The sequence below is a fragment of the Chelativorans alearensis genome, assembly GCF_010993735.1.
Taxonomy (GTDB): Bacteria; Pseudomonadota; Alphaproteobacteria; order Rhizobiales; family Rhizobiaceae; genus Chelativorans; species Chelativorans alearense.
Genome location: NZ_WQNI01000006.1, coordinates 218,762 through 234,834 on the forward strand (window position 1 = coordinate 218,762; position 16,073 = coordinate 234,834).

General features: G+C 63.1%; 28 protein-coding genes and 3 tRNA genes. 29 read left to right on the forward strand and 2 right to left on the reverse strand.

Annotation, left to right across the window (positions count from 1 at the left end; genetic code table 11):
* Positions 1–126 precede the first annotated feature (126 nt).
* Complete coding sequence (locus GPJ75_RS11485) at positions 127–282, forward strand: hypothetical protein (protein WP_163268202.1); 156 nt, start codon at positions 127–129, stop codon at positions 280–282.
* Between the two features lie 129 nt (positions 283–411).
* Here the strand turns inward: GPJ75_RS11485 and GPJ75_RS11490 are convergent.
* Positions 412–487, reverse strand: a tRNA-Thr gene (locus GPJ75_RS11490).
* Positions 488–541: 54 nt separating this feature from the next.
* Positions 542–1,399 (reverse strand): TrmH family RNA methyltransferase, encoded by an 858-nt coding sequence (locus tag GPJ75_RS11495; protein WP_163268204.1) that lies wholly within the window; start codon positions 1,397–1,399, stop codon positions 542–544.
* A 195-nt stretch (positions 1,400–1,594) separates the two neighbouring features.
* Between GPJ75_RS11495 and GPJ75_RS11500 the strand changes: the two genes are divergently transcribed.
* From GPJ75_RS11500 to rpsK, 28 genes are all read left to right on the forward strand, one after another.
* Positions 1,595–1,679 (forward strand) — tRNA-Tyr (locus GPJ75_RS11500).
* Between the two features lie 99 nt (positions 1,680–1,778).
* A tRNA-Gly gene (locus tag GPJ75_RS11505) sits at positions 1,779–1,852 on the forward strand.
* Between the two features lie 166 nt (positions 1,853–2,018).
* A complete protein-coding gene (tuf, locus tag GPJ75_RS11510; RefSeq protein ID WP_163268206.1) occupies positions 2,019–3,194 on the forward strand; it encodes an elongation factor Tu in 1,176 nt (391 codons plus the stop codon).
* A 66-nt stretch (positions 3,195–3,260) separates the two neighbouring features.
* Complete coding sequence (gene rpsJ / locus GPJ75_RS11515; RefSeq protein ID WP_007066362.1) at positions 3,261–3,569, forward strand: 30S ribosomal protein S10; 309 nt, start codon at positions 3,261–3,263, stop codon at positions 3,567–3,569.
* A 75-nt stretch (positions 3,570–3,644) separates the two neighbouring features.
* Positions 3,645–4,376, forward strand: a complete 732-nt coding sequence (gene rplC, locus GPJ75_RS11520) for a 50S ribosomal protein L3 (protein WP_159590062.1) — start codon at positions 3,645–3,647, stop codon at positions 4,374–4,376.
* Positions 4,376–4,996: a 50S ribosomal protein L4 gene (gene rplD / locus GPJ75_RS11525; protein ID WP_163268208.1), complete on the forward strand. Its 621-nt coding sequence runs from the start codon at positions 4,376–4,378 to the stop codon at positions 4,994–4,996. The genes rplC and rplD overlap by 1 nt, the downstream gene beginning before the upstream one ends.
* Entirely contained in the window at positions 4,993–5,286 is a 294-nt protein-coding gene (locus tag GPJ75_RS11530) for a 50S ribosomal protein L23 (RefSeq protein ID WP_159590058.1), read from the forward strand. The genes rplD and GPJ75_RS11530 overlap by 4 nt, the downstream gene beginning before the upstream one ends.
* 20 nt (positions 5,287–5,306) lie before the next feature.
* Positions 5,307–6,143 carry a 50S ribosomal protein L2 gene (rplB, locus tag GPJ75_RS11535; protein WP_159590056.1) on the forward strand — a complete coding sequence of 279 codons (837 nt, stop codon included), beginning with the start codon at positions 5,307–5,309 and terminating at the stop codon, positions 6,141–6,143.
* 16 nt (positions 6,144–6,159) lie between these two features.
* A complete protein-coding gene (gene rpsS / locus GPJ75_RS11540) occupies positions 6,160–6,438 on the forward strand; it encodes a 30S ribosomal protein S19 (protein WP_159590054.1) in 279 nt (92 codons plus the stop codon).
* Positions 6,439–6,440: 2 nt separating this feature from the next.
* The gene (gene rplV / locus GPJ75_RS11545) at positions 6,441–6,830 is read left to right on the forward strand and encodes a 50S ribosomal protein L22 (protein ID WP_159590052.1); all 390 of its coding nucleotides are present in this window, start codon (positions 6,441–6,443) and stop codon (positions 6,828–6,830) included.
* On the forward strand, positions 6,830–7,531 hold the full coding sequence (rpsC, locus tag GPJ75_RS11550) for a 30S ribosomal protein S3 (RefSeq protein WP_159590050.1): 702 nt from the start codon (positions 6,830–6,832) through the stop codon (positions 7,529–7,531). Before rplV ends, rpsC begins: the two co-directional genes overlap by 1 nt.
* Before the next feature lie 24 nt (positions 7,532–7,555).
* Positions 7,556–7,969, forward strand: a complete 414-nt coding sequence (gene rplP / locus GPJ75_RS11555) for a 50S ribosomal protein L16 (protein WP_159590048.1) — start codon at positions 7,556–7,558, stop codon at positions 7,967–7,969.
* An 11-nt stretch (positions 7,970–7,980) separates the two neighbouring features.
* Complete coding sequence (rpmC, locus tag GPJ75_RS11560; protein WP_159590046.1) at positions 7,981–8,181, forward strand: 50S ribosomal protein L29; 201 nt, start codon at positions 7,981–7,983, stop codon at positions 8,179–8,181.
* A gap of 11 nt (positions 8,182–8,192) precedes the next feature.
* Positions 8,193–8,435, forward strand: coding sequence for a 30S ribosomal protein S17 (gene rpsQ / locus GPJ75_RS11565; RefSeq protein ID WP_159590044.1), 243 nt, complete (start codon positions 8,193–8,195; stop codon positions 8,433–8,435).
* Between the two features lie 57 nt (positions 8,436–8,492).
* Positions 8,493–8,861, forward strand: a complete 369-nt coding sequence (gene rplN / locus GPJ75_RS11570; RefSeq protein ID WP_159590042.1) for a 50S ribosomal protein L14 — start codon at positions 8,493–8,495, stop codon at positions 8,859–8,861.
* Positions 8,862–8,872: 11 nt separating this feature from the next.
* Positions 8,873–9,187 (forward strand): 50S ribosomal protein L24, encoded by a 315-nt coding sequence (gene rplX / locus GPJ75_RS11575; RefSeq protein ID WP_159590040.1) that lies wholly within the window; start codon positions 8,873–8,875, stop codon positions 9,185–9,187.
* On the forward strand, positions 9,180–9,737 hold the full coding sequence (rplE, locus tag GPJ75_RS11580; RefSeq protein WP_163268210.1) for a 50S ribosomal protein L5: 558 nt from the start codon (positions 9,180–9,182) through the stop codon (positions 9,735–9,737). The genes rplX and rplE overlap by 8 nt, the downstream gene beginning before the upstream one ends.
* A 27-nt stretch (positions 9,738–9,764) precedes the next feature.
* A complete protein-coding gene (gene rpsN / locus GPJ75_RS11585; protein ID WP_159590036.1) occupies positions 9,765–10,070 on the forward strand; it encodes a 30S ribosomal protein S14 in 306 nt (101 codons plus the stop codon).
* 13 nt (positions 10,071–10,083) lie between these two features.
* Complete coding sequence (gene rpsH, locus GPJ75_RS11590; protein WP_159590034.1) at positions 10,084–10,482, forward strand: 30S ribosomal protein S8; 399 nt, start codon at positions 10,084–10,086, stop codon at positions 10,480–10,482.
* A gap of 37 nt (positions 10,483–10,519) precedes the next feature.
* Entirely contained in the window at positions 10,520–11,053 is a 534-nt protein-coding gene (gene rplF, locus GPJ75_RS11595) for a 50S ribosomal protein L6 (protein ID WP_163268212.1), read from the forward strand.
* An 11-nt stretch (positions 11,054–11,064) separates the two neighbouring features.
* Complete coding sequence (gene rplR / locus GPJ75_RS11600; protein ID WP_159590030.1) at positions 11,065–11,424, forward strand: 50S ribosomal protein L18; 360 nt, start codon at positions 11,065–11,067, stop codon at positions 11,422–11,424.
* A 76-nt stretch (positions 11,425–11,500) separates the two neighbouring features.
* The gene (gene rpsE / locus GPJ75_RS11605; protein WP_159590028.1) at positions 11,501–12,061 is read left to right on the forward strand and encodes a 30S ribosomal protein S5; all 561 of its coding nucleotides are present in this window, start codon (positions 11,501–11,503) and stop codon (positions 12,059–12,061) included.
* Positions 12,062–12,100: 39 nt separating this feature from the next.
* On the forward strand, positions 12,101–12,301 hold the full coding sequence (gene rpmD, locus GPJ75_RS11610; protein WP_163268214.1) for a 50S ribosomal protein L30: 201 nt from the start codon (positions 12,101–12,103) through the stop codon (positions 12,299–12,301).
* A 19-nt stretch (positions 12,302–12,320) separates the two neighbouring features.
* Entirely contained in the window at positions 12,321–12,791 is a 471-nt protein-coding gene (gene rplO / locus GPJ75_RS11615) for a 50S ribosomal protein L15 (RefSeq protein WP_163268216.1), read from the forward strand.
* Positions 12,792–12,994: 203 nt separating this feature from the next.
* Positions 12,995–14,335, forward strand: coding sequence for a preprotein translocase subunit SecY (gene secY / locus GPJ75_RS11620; RefSeq protein ID WP_163268218.1), 1,341 nt, complete (start codon positions 12,995–12,997; stop codon positions 14,333–14,335).
* Entirely contained in the window at positions 14,332–14,916 is a 585-nt protein-coding gene (locus tag GPJ75_RS11625; RefSeq protein WP_163268220.1) for an adenylate kinase, read from the forward strand. Before secY ends, GPJ75_RS11625 begins: the two co-directional genes overlap by 4 nt.
* Before the next feature lie 188 nt (positions 14,917–15,104).
* Positions 15,105–15,473, forward strand: a complete 369-nt coding sequence (gene rpsM, locus GPJ75_RS11630; RefSeq protein ID WP_159590018.1) for a 30S ribosomal protein S13 — start codon at positions 15,105–15,107, stop codon at positions 15,471–15,473.
* A 129-nt stretch (positions 15,474–15,602) separates the two neighbouring features.
* Positions 15,603–15,992 (forward strand): 30S ribosomal protein S11, encoded by a 390-nt coding sequence (gene rpsK / locus GPJ75_RS11635; RefSeq protein ID WP_163268222.1) that lies wholly within the window; start codon positions 15,603–15,605, stop codon positions 15,990–15,992.
* Positions 15,993–16,073: the final 81 nt, after the last annotated feature.

Consider the following 16,073-nt stretch of genomic DNA (forward strand, 5'->3'; position numbering starts at 1 on the left):
ATGGAACAGGGAACGTCACGGGGCGCCCCTCGGAGACTGCGTGCCGCCCTTAAGAGCTATTTGGAGCATCGGCAGAGCGATCGGCTAGTTTCAATTGCCGACATGATCCGCCGCACGAGGATCGCCATGCCGGACATCAACCTGTCGGATGACGAACTGGAACAGGTCATTGCCCGGGAAGTCGTCAAGTATGGCGGCTGCATAGCTTTCGACAGACAGAGTTTCGACCCGCTTTCGAACGCAACCCGGTCTTCGACAAGCCCCAGCTTGGCCGGCCGCTGAACCGAACAGCACGAAGGTGGGCCGGTCCATGGGCCTCGATAGCCACGCACTCAAGGATGGAATGGGGTATCGGCTGAGGTCTAGGGCGAGAAAAGGGGATTGACACCGGCCAATCAGTGAAAGGGGAATTGGTGCCCCCGGCAGGACTCGAACCCGCGACCCCCTGATTACAAATCAGGTGCTCTACCAACTGAGCTACAAGGGCATGGACGTGCGCATAGCACAATCGACGATGGAGTAAAACGATTCTCGTTATCAGCTATGCGCGGATCTCCTGCCTGTCCGGCCGCCGCCGGGCGACGTAGAGCGAGACAGCGGCGGCATTCGATACGTTGAGCGAGCGGATGGGGCCGGGCATGTCGAGGCGGGCGAGCGCGTTGACGGTCTCGCGTGTCTTTTGCCGCAATCCCTTGCCTTCCGCCCCCAGCACGAGGGCGAGTTTGCCACCTTTTACCGTCTCTTCCAGCGCTCGCGGCCCGTCCGAGTCGAGGCCAATGGTGTAAAACCCCGCCGCGTGCAGATCCTCGATCGCGGTGGCCAGATTGCGCACCGTGATGTGATCGATATGCTCCAGGGCACCGGAGGCCGCCTTGGCGAGCACGCCCGATTCGGCCGGGCTGTGGCGGGCGGTGGTCACCAGCGCGTCGACACCGAAGGCGACTGCCGAGCGCATGATGGCGCCGACATTGTGCGGGTCGGTCACTTGGTCGAGCACGAGGACGAGCGACGCGTCTCCAAGCGTGGAGAGCGGCTTGGGCGCGCGCGCCTCCGCCTCGATCAGGACGCCCTGGTGCACGGCCTCGGTGCCTGTCAGCGCGTCGATCGCCTTCGGCTCCACCTGTTCCACGGGAAAGGGCAGGGCGGAAAGATCGCCAAGCCCCAGTCGCTGCGCGGCGTTGCGCGTCACCAGCATGCGATGGACCGTGCGGGCGGGGTTGTCGAGGGCGGCGCGTACCGTATGCAACCCGTAAAGGCGCACGAGGCCCTCGGGGACGGCTGCGGCAGGCAGCGCACCGCGCGTGCGCTGCACTTGGGGCGCACCCGCACGCTGGCGGTGAGCCCGGCGCAGGCGGGCATAGTGACTGTCCTTGGGTGTTCCGGGCTTGTCGTCGCTCATCGGGCTCCTATAGCCGAGCCGCGGGCGTACGCCTATCGGAGAAAGAGGAGGCGCGCGAATTTCCCGTCGAAAGCCTATCACGCTGTTGACAGTGCTCGACGTCATCGCCATAAGGCGTCGCGGAAAACGGGCACGCCATTGAATGGTTGCGCCGGCTTTCCCAAATAACTCGCTGTACGATTCCGGCGACGGTTCGGAGGGGTGTCCGAGTGGTTAAAGGAGACGGACTGTAAATCCGTTGGCTATGCCTACGCTGGTTCGAATCCAGCCCCCTCCACCACCCTTCGCTCTTCGAGCTTCAGGTGGCAGGCCGCCCGAAGGTCGTTAGACGAAGGAGTACCCTCCGAAGCTTCAGCTGAGGAGGGCTGCCCACGGATGGGCGGGTATAGCTCAATGGTAGAGCAGCAGCCTTCCAAGCTGAATATGCGGGTTCGATTCCCGCTACCCGCTCCAAAACGAGAGCACGGCCTGCTTTTCTTCCGAAATCGAGTTCCGCCTGCTGCGCTCGGGCGACGCTCCGCATTCGCGGCCGCCCGACAAGGGGCTTGTTTTTTGCGGCCTTTGCCGCTAATCGCCCCGCAACTGAAACTGACAACCACGCCGCCCAAGGAAAATTGAGATGGCCAAAGGTAAATTTGAGCGCACGAAGCCGCATGTGAACATCGGGACGATTGGTCACGTTGACCATGGGAAGACGTCACTGACGGCGGCGATCACGAAGTACTTCGGCGAGTACAAGGCGTACGACCAGATTGACGCTGCGCCTGAGGAGAAGGCGCGCGGCATCACGATCTCGACGGCGCATGTGGAATACGAGACGGAGGCGCGGCACTATGCGCATGTGGACTGCCCGGGCCACGCGGACTACGTGAAGAACATGATCACGGGTGCGGCGCAGATGGACGGTGCGATTCTGGTTGTGTCGGCCGCCGACGGTCCGATGCCGCAGACGCGCGAGCACATTCTTCTGGCGCGTCAGGTTGGCGTTCCGGCGATCGTTGTGTTCCTGAACAAGGTCGACCAGGTTGACGATCCGGAGCTTCTGGAGCTTGTTGAGCTGGAGGTGCGCGAGCTTCTGTCGAGCTACGAGTTCCCGGGCGACGACATTCCGATCATCAAGGGTTCGGCGCTTGCGGCGCTGGAGGATTCCAACAAGGAGATCGGCGAGGACGCGGTGCGTGCGCTGATGAAGGAGGTGGACGCCTACATCCCGACGCCGGAGCGTCCGATCGACCAGCCGTTCCTGATGCCGATCGAAGACGTGTTCTCGATCTCGGGCCGCGGCACGGTTGTGACGGGGCGCGTCGAGCGCGGCGTTGTCAAGGTGGGCGACGAGATCGAGATCATCGGCATCCGTCCGACGTCGAAGACGACGTGCACGGGCGTCGAGATGTTCCGCAAGCTTCTGGACCAGGGGCAGGCGGGCGACAACATCGGCGCGCTGCTGCGCGGCGTGGAGCGCGAGGGTGTGGAGCGCGGTCAGGTTCTGGCCAAGCCCGGCTCGGTGACGCCGCACACGAAGTTCAAGGCGGAAGCCTACATCCTGACCAAGGAGGAGGGTGGCCGTCACACGCCGTTCTTCACGAACTACCGGCCGCAGTTCTACTTCCGCACGACGGACGTGACGGGCGTGGTGTCGCTGCCGGAGGGCACGGAGATGGTGATGCCGGGCGACAACGTGACGATGGACGTGGAACTGATCGTGCCGATCGCCATGGAGGAGCGCCTGCGCTTCGCCATCCGCGAGGGCGGCCGCACCGTCGGCGCCGGTATCGTCGCGGCAATCACTGAGTAACGGGGCAGATATTCGCGCTCGCGGCGCGGGACAAGCCCGCGCCGCAGCCGAACGAGGAACTGACACATGAACGGACAGAATATCCGTATCCGCCTCAAGGCGTTCGACCATCGGGTGCTCGATGCCTCGACGCGCGAGATCGTGTCCACGGCCAAGCGCACCGGCGCCAATGTCCGCGGCCCCATCCCGCTGCCGACGCGGATCGAGAAGTTCACGGTGAACCGCTCACCGCACATCGACAAGAAGAGCCGCGAGCAGTTCGAGATGCGGACCCACAAGCGTCTTCTCGACATCGTCGATCCGACGCCTCAGACGGTGGACGCTCTGATGAAGCTCGATCTGGCAGCCGGCGTGGACGTCGAGATCAAGCTTTAGGCGGAAGACAAGAGGGATAGGAACCCGGGCGGGCCAAGTGGCCGGCGGCGGGAAGCCTGAAAGGAAATCGAACCGATGCGTTCAGGTGTTATCGCACAGAAGATCGGGATGACGCGCGTCTACAACGAGGCGGGTGAGCATATCCCCGTCACAGTGCTGCGCATGGAGAATTGCCAGGTCGTGGCCCAGCGCACCGAGGAGAAGAATGGCTACACCGCTGTTCAGCTCGGCGTGGGGCTCGCCAAGGTAAAGAATACGTCGAAGGCGCTGCGCGGCCATTTCGCCGCAAGCTCCGTAGAGCCCAAGGCGAAGGTGGCGGAGTTCCGCGTGTCGCCGGACAATCTGCTCGACGTCGGCGCCGAGATTACGGCGGATCACTTCGTCGCCGGCCAAAAGGTCGACGTGACGGGCACCTCGATCGGCAAGGGCTTTCAGGGCGTCATGAAGCGCCACAATTTCGGCGGCGGTCGCGCGACGCACGGTAACTCGGTGTCGCACCGTTCGCACGGCTCGACCGGTCAGCGCCAGGATCCCGGCAAGGTGTTCAAAGGCAAGAAGATGGCCGGCCACATGGGCGACCATCGCGTGACCACCCAGAACCTGGAAGTGGTTTCGACCGACACCGAGCGCGGCCTCATCCTGGTGCGCGGTGCCGTGCCGGGCTCGAAGGGTGCCTGGATCATGGTGCGCGATGCCGTGAAGGCGCCGCTGCCGGAGAATGCGCCGCAGCCTGGGGCCATTCGCGCCGCTGCCAAGAAAGACGCCGTGAAGGCGGAAGAAACCGCCGCCACCGAGGGGGCTGAGTGATGGAACTGAAGGTAACCACCCTTGCGGGCAAGGATGCCGGTAAGCTGCAGCTTTCCGAGGAGATCTTCGGGCTCGACCCGCGCGAGGACATTCTTCACCGCGTCGTGCGCTGGCAGCTTGCCAAGCGTCAGCAGGGCACGCACAAGACCAAGGGGCGCGCCGAGATCGCGCGCACCGGTGCAAAGATGTACCGCCAGAAGGGCACCGGCCGCGCCCGCCATTCGTCGGCACGCGTGCCGCAGTTCCGCGGCGGTGGCAGGGCGCACGGACCGGTGGTTCGCAGCCACGCCCACGACCTGCCGAAGAAGGTGCGGGCATTGGGCCTGAAGCATGCGCTTTCGGCCAAGGCCAAGGCCGCCAACATCATCGTCATCGATGATCTGGCGCTGAAGGACGGCAAGACGAAGGTGCTGGTGGATAATTTCGCCAAGCTGGGGCTGACCAATGCGCTGATGATCGGCGGGGTGGAAATCGACGCCGGTTTCAAGCGGGCGGCGGCGAACATCCCCAACATCGACGTGCTGCCGGTCCAGGGCATCAACGTCTACGACATTTTGCGCCGCGGCACGCTGGTCCTCTCCAAGGCCGCTGTCGAGGCACTCGAGGAGCGGTTCAAATGACGGACCTTCGCCACTATGACGTGATCGTCAGCCCGGCGGTCACCGAGAAATCGACGATGGCCTCGGAGAACAACCAGGTCGTCTTCAACGTGGCGCGCAAGGCCACGAAGCCCGAGATCAAGGCGGCAGTGGAAGCCCTGTTCAACGTCAAGGTCAAGGGCGTCAATACGCTTGTGCGCAAGGGCAAGGTGAAGCGGTTCCGCGGCACCATCGGACGGACGAGCGACGTCAAGAAGGCTGTCGTGACGCTGGCCGAGGGCCATTCCATCGACATCGCGACAGGTCTTTGAGAGGCCGCGAGGATTAAGACATGGCACTCAAGAACTACAAACCGGTAACGCCGGGCACGCGCCAGCTGGTCATCGTCGACCGCTCGGGCCTTTACAAGGGCAAGCCCGTCAAGGGCCTGACCGAGGGCCTGACGAGCAAGGGCGGCCGCAACAACACCGGCCGCATCACGGCGCGTTTCCAGGGCGGCGGCCACAAGCGCACATACCGCCTGATCGACTTCAAGCGCCGCAAGTTCGACGTCTCGGGCGTCGTCGAGCGGCTGGAGTATGATCCCAACCGCACAGGGTTCATTGCCCTCATCCGCTATGACGACGGCGAGTTGTCCTACATCCTGGCGCCGCAGCGTCTTTCGGTCGGCGACCGCGTGATCGCTTCCGAGCAGGGCGCGGACGTGAAGCCGGGCAACGCGATGCCGCTTTCGGCCATGCCGCTCGGCACGATCGTCCACAATGTGGAGATGAAGCCGGGCAAGGGCGGCCAGATCGCACGTTCGGCCGGTGCCTACGTGCAGCTCGTCGGTCGTGACCAGGGCATGGCGATCCTGCGGTTGAACTCGGGCGAGCAGCGGCTGGTTTCCGGCTCGTGCATGGCTACGGTCGGTGCCGTGTCCAATCCGGATCACGGCAATATCAGCCTCGGCAAGGCCGGGCGCAAGCGCTGGCTGGGCAAGCGCCCGCACAACCGCGGCGTGACCATGAACCCGGTAGACCATCCGCATGGCGGCGGCGAAGGCCGTACGTCCGGCGGTCGCCACCCAGTTTCGCCCTGGGGCAAGCCCACCAAGGGCATGAAGACGCGGTCCAACAAGGCGACCGACAAGTTCATCATGCGCTCGCGCCATCAGCGCAAGAAGTAAGGAAAGGTAACGGCTCGTGTCCCGTTCAGTCTGGAAAGGCCCCTTCGTCGACGGCTTTCTTCTGAAGAAGGTCGACAAGGTCCGCGAGAGCGGCCGCAAGGAGGTCATCAAGATGTGGAGCCGCCGCTCCACCATTCTGCCCCAGTTCGTGGGGCTGACCTTCGGTGTCTACAACGGCCAGAAGCACATTCCTGTGCTCGTCTCCGAAGAGATGGTGGGCCACAAATTCGGTGAGTTCGCTCCGACCCGTACCTATTACGGCCACGGCGCGGACAAGAAGGCAAAGAGGAAGTAGAAATGGGCAAGGCCAAAGCGCCGCGCAGGCTTGCAGACAACGAGGCGCGTGCGGTCCTGCGCACGGTCCGCGTCAGCCCGCAGAAGCTGAACCTCGTCGCCGCCATGATCCGCGGCAAGAAGGTCGCGGCCGCGCTCGCGGACCTCGAGTTCTCGCGCAAGCGTATCGCCGACGCGGTGAAGAAGACGCTGGAATCGGCGATCGCCAATGCCGAGAACAACCACGACCTCGATGTGGATGCGCTGGTGGTGGCAGAGGCCTATGTCGGCAAGTCGATCGTCATGAAGCGCTTTCACGCCCGCGGCCGCGGCCGTGCCAACCGCGTCGAGAAGCCGTTCTCGCACCTGACGATCGTCGTTCGAGAAGTCGAAGAACAAGTGGAGGCCGCATAATGGGCCAGAAAGTCAATCCGATCGGTCTCCGTCTCGGCATCAACCGCACCTGGAACTCTCGCTGGTTCGCGGACAATGCCGAGTATGGCCAGCTTCTTCACGAGGATCTGAAGATCCGCGAATACATCGAGAAGGAGCTCAAGCAGGCGGCGATCTCCAAGGTGGTCATCGAGCGCCCGCACAAGAAGTGTCGGGTGACGATCCACTCCGCGCGCCCCGGCCTCATCATCGGCAAGAAGGGTGCGGATATCGAGAAGCTGCGCCGCAAGGTCTCGCAGATGACCAATGCGGAGACGCATTTGAACATCGTCGAAGTGCGCAAGCCGGAGATCGACGCGACGCTGATCGCGCAGTCGATCTCCCAGCAGCTAGAGCGCCGCGTCGCCTTCCGTCGCGCCATGAAGCGTGCCGTGCAGTCGGCCATGCGGCTCGGTGCTGAAGGGATCCGCATCAGCTGCACCGGCCGTCTCGGCGGGGCCGAGATCGCGCGCATCGAGTGGTACCGCGAGGGCCGTGTGCCGCTGCACACGCTGCGCGCTGACATCGACTACGGCACGTCCGAGGCGAAGACTGCCTATGGCATCTGCGGTGTGAAGGTCTGGGTGTTCAAGGGCGAGATCCTGGAGCACGATCCGATGGCCTCGGAGCGCCGTGCTGTCGAGGGTGAGCAGGGCGGCGGCCGCCGTCGCGAAAACGCTTGAGCCGGAATTTTGGAGTAGATAAAGATGCTGCAACCAAAGCGCACGAAATTCCGCAAGCAGTTCAAGGGTCGTATCCACGGCGTTGCCAAGGGCGGCACTGAGCTGAATTTCGGTTCCTATGGCCTGAAGGCGCTTGAGCCGGAGCGGGTGACCGCTCGGCAGATCGAGGCCGCACGGCGCGCTATCACGCGCTTCATGAAGCGCCAGGGCCGGGTGTGGATCCGCATCTTCCCGGATGTGCCCGTCACCTCAAAGCCGACCGAGGTGCGCATGGGCAAGGGCAAGGGCTCGGTGGATTATTGGGCGTGCCGGGTGAAGCCTGGTCGCGTCATGTTCGAGATCGACGGTGTGGCCGACGACGTGGCGCGCGAGGCACTTCGCCTCGGGGCAGCCAAGCTCCCGGTCAAGACGCGCTTCATCCAGCGCATCGCAGAGTAGGAGAAGGCGCCATGAAGGCCGTTGACGTGAGGGCGATGACGCCCGACCAGCTCGACGACGAGTTGGCCAAGCTGAAGAAAGAGCAGTTCAACCTCCGTTTCCAGAAGGCGACGGGGCAGCTCGAAAAAACCGCGCGGGTGAAGCAGATTCGCCGTGACATTGCGCGCATCAAGACAATTGCCGCCGAGAAATCGGCTGGCAGCAAGGCCTGAGGAAAACGAGAATGCCAAAGCGCGTTTTGCAGGGCACCGTGGTAAGCGACAAGAACGACAAGACGGTGGTCGTCCGCGTCGAGCGCCGGTTCGCGCACCCGCTTCTGAAGAAGACGGTGCGTCGTTCCAAGCGGTACAAGGCCCATGACGAGAACAATGCGTGCAAGGTCGGCGACACGGTGCTGATCCAGGAAACGCGCCCGATCTCGAAGGAAAAGTGCTGGGTCGTCGTGAACGAAGCCCAAGCGCAATAGGTTGGAACAAGCCGGGAAGCATGAGCTTCCCCGAATAAGATAAGAAGGCGGCCAGTCATGATTCAGATGCAAACAAACCTCGACGTGGCGGATAATTCCGGCGCCCGTCGTGTCATGTGCATCAAGGTGCTGGGCGGCTCGAAGCGGAAATATGCTTCCGTCGGCGACGTCATCGTCGTCTCGGTCAAGGAAGCCATTCCGCGCGGCCGCGTGAAGAAGGGTGACGTGATGAAGGCGGTTGTCGTGCGCACCGCCAAGGACATCCGCCGTTCCGACGGCAGCGTGATCCGTTTTGACAACAATGCCGCCGTCCTCGTCGACAACAAGAAAGAGCCCGTGGGCACGCGTATCTTCGGCCCGGTTCCGCGCGAACTTCGCGCCAAGAACCACATGAAGATCATCTCGCTGGCGCCGGAAGTTCTTTAGGAGGCCGGAAAATGCAGAAGATCAAAAAAGGCGACAATGTCGTCGTGCTGACCGGCCGCGACAAGGGGCGTACCGGTGAAATTTTGAAGATGATGCCGAAGGAAGACAAGGCGCTGGTGCGCGGCGTCAACCTCGTGCGCCGGCACCAGAAGCAGTCGGCACAGTCCGAAGGCGGCATCATCACCAAGGAAGCGCCGATCCACGTATCGAACCTGGCGCTGGCCGACCCCAAGGACGGGAAGCCCACCCGCGTCGGCTTCCAGGTCCAGAAGGACGGCAAGAAGGTGCGCGTGGCGAAGCGCTCGGGAGAATTGATCGATGGCTAAGGCAGATTATCAGCCACGCTTGAAGAAGCAGTACGAGGAGGTGATCCGCAAGGAGCTCCTCGAGGCTTTCAAGTACAAGAACGAGATGCAGGTTCCGCGCATCGATAAGGTCGTCATCAATATGGGTGTCGGCGAGGCGACGGGTGATTCCAAGAAGCCGACCGTCGCGGCGGAAGACCTGGCGCTGATCGCGGGGCAGAAGCCTGTGATCACCAAGGCCCGCAACTCCATCGCTGGCTTCAAGGTGCGTGAAGGCATGCCCATCGGCGCAAAGGTGACGCTGCGCAAGGACCGCATGTATGAATTTCTGGACAGGCTTGTGAATGTCGCGCTCCCTCGCGTTCGCGACTTCCGGGGTCTGAGCCCGAAGAGCTTCGACGGCCGTGGCAACTTCGCCATGGGCGTAAAGGAGCATATCGTGTTCCCCGAGATCAACTACGACAAGGTCGACCAGATCTGGGGAATGGACATCATCGTCTGTACGACCGCCAAGACTGACGACGAGGCGAGGGCGCTGTTGAAGGCCTTCAACTTCCCGTTCCGGCAGTAACGGCAGGCGAGAACAAGGAAATTCCAAATGGCAAAAGTTAGCGCAGTCGAGAAGAACAAGAGGCGCCGCAAGTTGGTGGACCGTTACGCCGCGAAGCGTGCGGCACTGAAGGCCACCATCATGGATCAGACGCAGCCCATGGAAGAGCGCTTCAAGGCGCAGCTCCAGCTTGCTGCGCTGCCGCGCAACTCGTCGAAGACGCGCATTCGTAACCGCTGCGACGTGACGGGCCGCCCGCGCGCCTTCTATCGCAAGCTTAGGATGTCGCGCATCGCGCTTCGCGAACTTGGCAATAACGGCCTGATCCCGGGCCTGGTCAAGTCGAGCTGGTAAGGGGGCCATAGAGATGTCCGTGAACGATCCTCTCGGCGATATGCTGACCCGCATCCGCAATGCCATCGGGCGCAAGAAGAACACCGTTTCTTCGCCTGCCTCGCGCCTGCGCGTACGCGTGCTCGATGTCATGAAGGCGGAAGGCTATATCCGTGACTACAGCCAGGTCGACTACGACAACGGCAAGTCGGAACTCGAGATCGAGCTGAAATATTTCGAAGGCGCGCCCGTGATCCGCGAGATCGCGCGGGTTTCCAAGCCCGGCCGTCGCGTCTATGTATCCGTGAAGTCGATTCCCAACGTTGCCAACGGTCTTGGCGTCGCCATTCTTTCCACGCCGAAAGGCGTGATGGCGGACCACCAGGCGCGTGAGCAGAACGTCGGCGGAGAGGTTCTCTGCCAGATCTTCTGATCTGCGGAGGCTGACCAAGAACAACGAGGACAAGACAATGTCTCGTATAGGCAAGAAGCCGGTCCCCGTGCCGGAAGGCGTGACGGCCACTGTTGATGGCCAGACGGTTACGGCCAAGGGGCCGAAGGGCGAATTGACCTTCGTCGTCAATGACGAGGTCCTGGTGAAGCTGGAGGATGGGGCGATCGCGGTTGATCCGCGCGACCAGTCCAAGATCGCGCGGTCCAAGTGGGGCATGTCGCGCACCCAGATCGCCAACATCGTCAACGGCGTGAAGGGCGGTTTCGAGAAGCGTCTCGAGATCAACGGCGTCGGTTACCGTGCGGCCATGCAGGGTAAGAAGCTGCAGCTCTCCCTAGGCTACAGCCATGAGGTGAACTACGAGGCGCCGGAAGGCATCACCATTGCTGTGCCGAAGCCGACGGAAATCGTCGTCAGCGGCGTCGACAAGCAGGTGGTCGGCCAGGTGGCCGCGGAGATCCGCAAGTTCCGCGGGCCCGAGCCTTACAAGGGCAAGGGCGTGAAATACGCGGATGAGACGATCATCCGCAAGGAAGGCAAGAAGAAGTAGGAACGAAAGCCATGGTGTCGAAGGTATCCGTTACGCGACGCGCCGGGCGCGTTCGCCGCAAGCTTAAGTCGGTTGCCAATGGGCAGCCGCGGCTTTCGGTCTATCGCTCGTCGAAGAACATTTATGCTCAGGTCATCGACGACGTGAAGGGGTGCACGCTTGCCGCTGCCTCCACGCTGGAGAAGGATCTGAAGGGCAAGCTCAAGACCGGCGCCGACACAGAAGCGGCGAGTGCGGTCGGCAAGCTGATCGCCGAGCGCGCCAAGAAGGCGGGCGTCGAGAAGGTCGTCTTCGACCGTGGCGCCTATCTCTATCACGGCCGTGTCAAGGCGCTGGCCGACGCCGCTCGCGAGGGCGGCCTGGAGTTCTAATCACTGCTTCGGGCGCAGAAGGCGCCCGCAGCTCCCATCAACCCCGTGCTACCGGAAAAGAACAAGGACAAGGACAATGGCACAGCCACGCAGGGACGACCGCCGCGAGCGCGAAGAGCGCGACAGCGAGTTCGTCGACAAGCTCGTTCACATCAACCGCGTCGCCAAGGTGGTCAAGGGCGGCCGCCGTTTCGGCTTTGCCGCGCTCGTCGTCGTCGGTGACCAGAAGGGCCGCGTCGGCTTCGGCCATGGCAAGGCCCGTGAGGTGCCCGAGGCAATCCGCAAGGCCACCGAGAGCGCCAAGCGCGACATGATCTTCGTGCCGCTGCGCGCCGGCCGTACGCTGCACCACGACGTGCAGGGCCGCCACGGCGCCGGCCGCGTTCTCTTGCGCGCCGCCAAGCCCGGTACCGGCATTATCGCCGGCGGCCCGATGCGCGCCGTCTTCGAAACGCTTGGCATGCAGGACGTGGTCGCCAAGTCTCTCGGCTCGGCGAACCCCTACAACATGGTGCGCGCCACGTTCGACGCGTTGAAGCACCAGATGCATCCCAAGGATGTGGCTGCCCAGCGCAACATCAAATATTCGACCCTGCAGGCACGCCGCGGCAGCGTAGCCGTTGGGGCGGAAGAGTAGGCCGCGCGCGGCAAGCCCTGAGCTCAAGGAATGACGAAGATGGCTGAGAAGAAGAAGGGCAAGACGATCACGGTCGAGCAGATCGGTAGCCCCATCCGCCGCCCCAAGGAGCAGCGCGCGACGCTGGTCGGCCTGGGGCTCAACAAAATGCATCGCCGGTCGACGCTGGAGGATACTCCCTCCGTGCGCGGCATGATTGCCGCGGTGCAGCACCTCGTTCGCGTCGTCGACGAGGCCTGAGGAACCGAGGAACGGAAAAATGAAGCTCAACGAACTCAGGGACCAGGAAGGCGCGACCCATTCGCGCAAGCGCGTCGGCCGCGGCATCGGTTCGGGCCTCGGCAAGACCGGCGGGCGCGGCGTGAAGGGCCAGAAGTCCCGCTCGGGCGTCGCCATCAAGGGATTTGAGGGTGGCCAGATGCCGCTCTATCGGCGTCTGCCGAAGCGCGGCTTCGTCAATATCTTCGGCAAGGACTTCAACGAGGTCTCCGTCGGCCGTATCCAGGCTGCCATCGATGCCAAGAAGCTCGATGCCAAGGTGACCATCGACACCGAAGCTCTGATCAAGGCCGGCGTCATCCGCCGGGCCAGGGATGGCGTGCGGGTGCTTGGCGACGGCGAACTGAAGGCCAAGGTGACGCTCGACGTCGCCGGCGCCTCCAAGTCGGCGGTCGAGAAGGTCGAGAAGGCCGGCGGCTCGGTCAAGCTGCCCGAGAAGGCCGCGGAGTAACGCGGCGCGAGCGGCGGCCCCCCTGCCGCTTGCAAGTCTGCGGCCTTGGGCCTATCTCCGGGGCGGCGCGATCCGCCGCGGGGCGGGCGTCTGGGTGCTTTGGTCACACGGGACCCTTCTGGACTTGACCGCCGACGGCGGGTAAGCCTGCATCCACCTTTCCTGGTCGCGCATGGGGCGTGTGACGGAGCGGAGAATTCTTCATGGCATCGGCAGCCGAGCAACTTGCATCCAATCTCAATTTCGCGGCTTTTGCCAAAGCCGAGGATTTGAAGAAGCGTATCTGGTTCACGCTCGGCGCGCTGCTGGTCTATCGCCTCGGCACCTATATCCCTATGCCGGGCATCAACCCGGAGGCGTTCGCGCAGGCCTTCCAGCAACAGTCGGGCGGCGTTTTGGGCATGTTCAACATGTTCGCCGGCGGCGCGGTGGAGCGCATGGCGATCTTCGCCCTTGGCATCATGCCCTACATCTCCGCCTCCATCATCATGCAGTTGATGACGTCGGTCGTGCCCTCGCTGGAGCAGCTGAAGAAGGAAGGCGAGCAGGGCCGCAAGGTCATCAACCAGTACACCCGCTACGGTACGGTTATCCTGGCCACCGTGCAGGCTTATGGCATCGCCGTGGGGCTTGAAGGCGGGGCCAACATCGTCACCGACCCCGGCTGGTTCTTCCGCATCTCTGCCGTCATCACACTGGTCGGCGGCACCATGTTCCTGATGTGGCTCGGCGAGCAGATCACCGCGCGCGGCATCGGCAACGGCATCTCGCTCATCATCTTCTCCGGCATCGTCGCCGGCCTGCCGTCGGCCATCGGCGGAACGCTGGAGCTCGGTCGCACCGGCGCCATGTCGACAGGGCTGATCCTGGCCATCATCGTGATCGCCATCGTCGTGATCGGCGTCATCGTCTTCTTCGAGCGCGCTCAGCGGCGGCTTCTGATCCAGTATCCGAAGCGCCAGGTCGGCAACCGCATGTTCCAGGGCGATACCTCGCATCTGCCCTTGAAGCTCAACACGGCCGGGGTCATCCCGCCGATCTTTGCTTCCTCGCTGCTTCTCCTGCCTGCCACCGTGGCCGGTTTTTCCGACACGACACAACTTCCCGCCTGGGCAGGCTCGCTGCTTGCGACGCTGGGCCATGGCCAGCCGCTCTACATGCTGCTCTACGCCGCGCTGATTGCCTTCTTCGCCTTCTTCTATACGGCCATCGTCTTCAATCCGAAGGACACGGCCGACCAGTTGAAGAAGCACTCCGGCTTCATTCCCGGCTACCGGCCGGGTGAACGCACGGCGGATTATATCGACTATGTGCTGACCCGGATCACGGTGGTCGGCGCCATCTATCTCGTTCTGGTGTGTCTGCTTCCGGAGTTTCTGATTTCGGCGACTGGCGTGCCCTTCTACCTCGGCGGCACGTCGCTGCTCATCGTCGTCAGCGTCACGCTCGACACGGTGGCGCAGGTTCAGGGCCACCTGATCGCGCATCAGTATGAGGGACTGATCAAGAAATCGAAGCTCCGGGGAGGCAAGAGGGGACGATGAGGCTTATACTTCTTGGGCCGCCGGGGGCGGGAAAGGGGACCCAGGCACAAAGGTTTGTCGAGAAATTCGGTATTCCGCAGCTATCGACAGGCGACATGCTGCGTGCGGCGGTGAACGCCGGGACCGACGTTGGCAAGCGGGCGAAGGCCGTCATGGATGCCGGAGAACTGGTGTCGGACGCTATCGTCAACGCCATCGTCGCGGAGCGGATCGACCAGCCGGACTGCGCGAACGGCTTCATTCTCGACGGCTATCCACGCACGCTCGCGCAGGCCGACGCGGTCGAGGGAATGCTTGCCGAACGCGGGTTGAAGCTGGACGCGGTGGTCGAATTGGCGGTCGACGACAAGGCGCTGATCGGACGGATCGCCAAGCGGGCGGAAGAGACGAAATCCGCAGGCCAGCCGGTGCGCAAGGACGACAATCCGTCCGTGTTCGAGGAGCGGCTGCGCGAATACTACAAGAAGACGGCCCCGCTGATCGGCTACTACTACGCCAAGGGACGGCTCCACACCGTCGACGGTATGGCCAGCATTGAGGACGTCACAACCAAGATCGAAAAGGTTTTGCGTTCGATCTGAAAGAACATCGCCCGGGGAGTTGACTTTTCCCGGCGATTCCGTCAAAGACGGCGCCAATTCGCTTGAATGTCAGAGCGGTCGGTGCCGGTCGGAAAAATCGATGGCCGGGCCGGGCGCTTTCGTCTTGTCCGGTCGCAGGTCAAAAAGCGCCGCCGGCAGGGTGGCAGGAAGAACCAAGGAGAGCCGACGTGGCCCGTATCGCTGGCGTCAATATTCCGACCAACAAGCGCGTGGTGATCGCGCTGCAGTACATTCACGGCATCGGGCCGAGGCTCGCCCGTGATATCGTTACCAAGGTCAACATTCCGGACGAGCGCCGGGTGAGCGAACTCACCGACGCCGAGGTGTTGCAGATCCGCGAGACGATCGACCGCGACTTCCGGGTCGAGGGTGATCTGCGCCGTGAGGTGTCGATCAACATCAAGCGCCTGATGGACCTTGGCTGCTACCGTGGCCTGCGCCATCGCCGCTCGCTTCCCGTCCGCGGCCAGCGCACGCATACCAATGCGCGCACGCGCAAGGGGCCTGCGAAGCCGATCGCCGGCAAGAAGAAGTAGGTTGAGTGAATAGTGAAATAGAGAGTGGTGAGTGGAGAGCCCTACTCACTATTCGCTGCTCCCTATTCCCTCAACAAAGGTGGAGCCGCTGGAAGTACGGCGGTGTAGAGATCGTTCGAAAGGAAGACCATGGCCAAGGAAGCCACGCGCGTTCGCCGTCGTGAGCGCAAGAATATTTCGTCGGGGGTCGCTCATGTCAATTCGACCTTCAACAACACCATGATCACCATCACCGATGCCCAGGGCAACGCCATTGCCTGGTCGTCGGCGGGCGCGCAGGGCTTCAAGGGCTCGCGCAAGTCCACCCCCTTTGCCGCCCAGGTGGCTGCCGAGGATTGCGCCCGCAAGGCGCAGGAGCATGGCATGCGCACCCTCGAAGTGGAGGTGTCCGGCCCCGGTTCGGGTCGTGAGTCTGCACTTCGCGCCTTGCAAGCGGCTGGCTTCACCATTACCTCCATCCGTGATGTAACCCCCATACCGCATAACGGATGCCGCCCGCGCAAGAAGCGCCGGGTCTAACAGAAATATTGCCGTACGAGCGCACAGCGCGCTCCTCTGCGGTTTCCAGAGCGCCCGCCACGATTGGATGGTGGCGGGGTA

What these genes read in the sequence shown, in the direction of transcription:
- rpsN (WP_159590036.1), top strand. Translation starts at nt 9,765, where the DNA reads ATGGCAAAAGTTAGCGCAGTCGAGAAGAACAAGAGGCGCCGCAAGTTG.
- rplV (WP_159590052.1), top strand. Translation starts at nt 6,441, where the DNA reads ATGGGCAAGGCCAAAGCGCCGCGCAGGCTTGCAGACAACGAGGCGCGT.
- secY (WP_163268218.1), top strand. Translation starts at nt 12,995, where the DNA reads ATGGCATCGGCAGCCGAGCAACTTGCATCCAATCTCAATTTCGCGGCT.
- GPJ75_RS11625 (WP_163268220.1), top strand. Translation starts at nt 14,332, where the DNA reads ATGAGGCTTATACTTCTTGGGCCGCCGGGGGCGGGAAAGGGGACCCAG.
- rpsJ (WP_007066362.1), top strand. Translation starts at nt 3,261, where the DNA reads ATGAACGGACAGAATATCCGTATCCGCCTCAAGGCGTTCGACCATCGG.
- GPJ75_RS11530 (WP_159590058.1), top strand. Translation starts at nt 4,993, where the DNA reads ATGACGGACCTTCGCCACTATGACGTGATCGTCAGCCCGGCGGTCACC.
- rpmD (WP_163268214.1), top strand. Translation starts at nt 12,101, where the DNA reads ATGGCTGAGAAGAAGAAGGGCAAGACGATCACGGTCGAGCAGATCGGT.
- rplB (WP_159590056.1), top strand. Translation starts at nt 5,307, where the DNA reads ATGGCACTCAAGAACTACAAACCGGTAACGCCGGGCACGCGCCAGCTG.
- tuf (WP_163268206.1), top strand. Translation starts at nt 2,019, where the DNA reads ATGGCCAAAGGTAAATTTGAGCGCACGAAGCCGCATGTGAACATCGGG.
- GPJ75_RS11495 (WP_163268204.1), bottom strand. Translation starts at nt 1,399, where the DNA reads ATGAGCGACGACAAGCCCGGAACACCCAAGGACAGTCACTATGCCCGC.
- rplO (WP_163268216.1), top strand. Translation starts at nt 12,321, where the DNA reads ATGAAGCTCAACGAACTCAGGGACCAGGAAGGCGCGACCCATTCGCGC.
- rpmC (WP_159590046.1), top strand. Translation starts at nt 7,981, where the DNA reads ATGAAGGCCGTTGACGTGAGGGCGATGACGCCCGACCAGCTCGACGAC.
- rplN (WP_159590042.1), top strand. Translation starts at nt 8,493, where the DNA reads ATGATTCAGATGCAAACAAACCTCGACGTGGCGGATAATTCCGGCGCC.
- GPJ75_RS11485 (WP_163268202.1), top strand. Translation starts at nt 127, where the DNA reads ATGCCGGACATCAACCTGTCGGATGACGAACTGGAACAGGTCATTGCC.
- rpsQ (WP_159590044.1), top strand. Translation starts at nt 8,193, where the DNA reads ATGCCAAAGCGCGTTTTGCAGGGCACCGTGGTAAGCGACAAGAACGAC.
- rplF (WP_163268212.1), top strand. Translation starts at nt 10,520, where the DNA reads ATGTCTCGTATAGGCAAGAAGCCGGTCCCCGTGCCGGAAGGCGTGACG.
- rplX (WP_159590040.1), top strand. Translation starts at nt 8,873, where the DNA reads ATGCAGAAGATCAAAAAAGGCGACAATGTCGTCGTGCTGACCGGCCGC.
- rplD (WP_163268208.1), top strand. Translation starts at nt 4,376, where the DNA reads ATGGAACTGAAGGTAACCACCCTTGCGGGCAAGGATGCCGGTAAGCTG.
- rpsK (WP_163268222.1), top strand. Translation starts at nt 15,603, where the DNA reads ATGGCCAAGGAAGCCACGCGCGTTCGCCGTCGTGAGCGCAAGAATATT.
- rplP (WP_159590048.1), top strand. Translation starts at nt 7,556, where the DNA reads ATGCTGCAACCAAAGCGCACGAAATTCCGCAAGCAGTTCAAGGGTCGT.
- rplR (WP_159590030.1), top strand. Translation starts at nt 11,065, where the DNA reads ATGGTGTCGAAGGTATCCGTTACGCGACGCGCCGGGCGCGTTCGCCGC.
- rpsH (WP_159590034.1), top strand. Translation starts at nt 10,084, where the DNA reads ATGTCCGTGAACGATCCTCTCGGCGATATGCTGACCCGCATCCGCAAT.
- rplC (WP_159590062.1), top strand. Translation starts at nt 3,645, where the DNA reads ATGCGTTCAGGTGTTATCGCACAGAAGATCGGGATGACGCGCGTCTAC.
- rpsC (WP_159590050.1), top strand. Translation starts at nt 6,830, where the DNA reads ATGGGCCAGAAAGTCAATCCGATCGGTCTCCGTCTCGGCATCAACCGC.
- rpsE (WP_159590028.1), top strand. Translation starts at nt 11,501, where the DNA reads ATGGCACAGCCACGCAGGGACGACCGCCGCGAGCGCGAAGAGCGCGAC.
- rplE (WP_163268210.1), top strand. Translation starts at nt 9,180, where the DNA reads ATGGCTAAGGCAGATTATCAGCCACGCTTGAAGAAGCAGTACGAGGAG.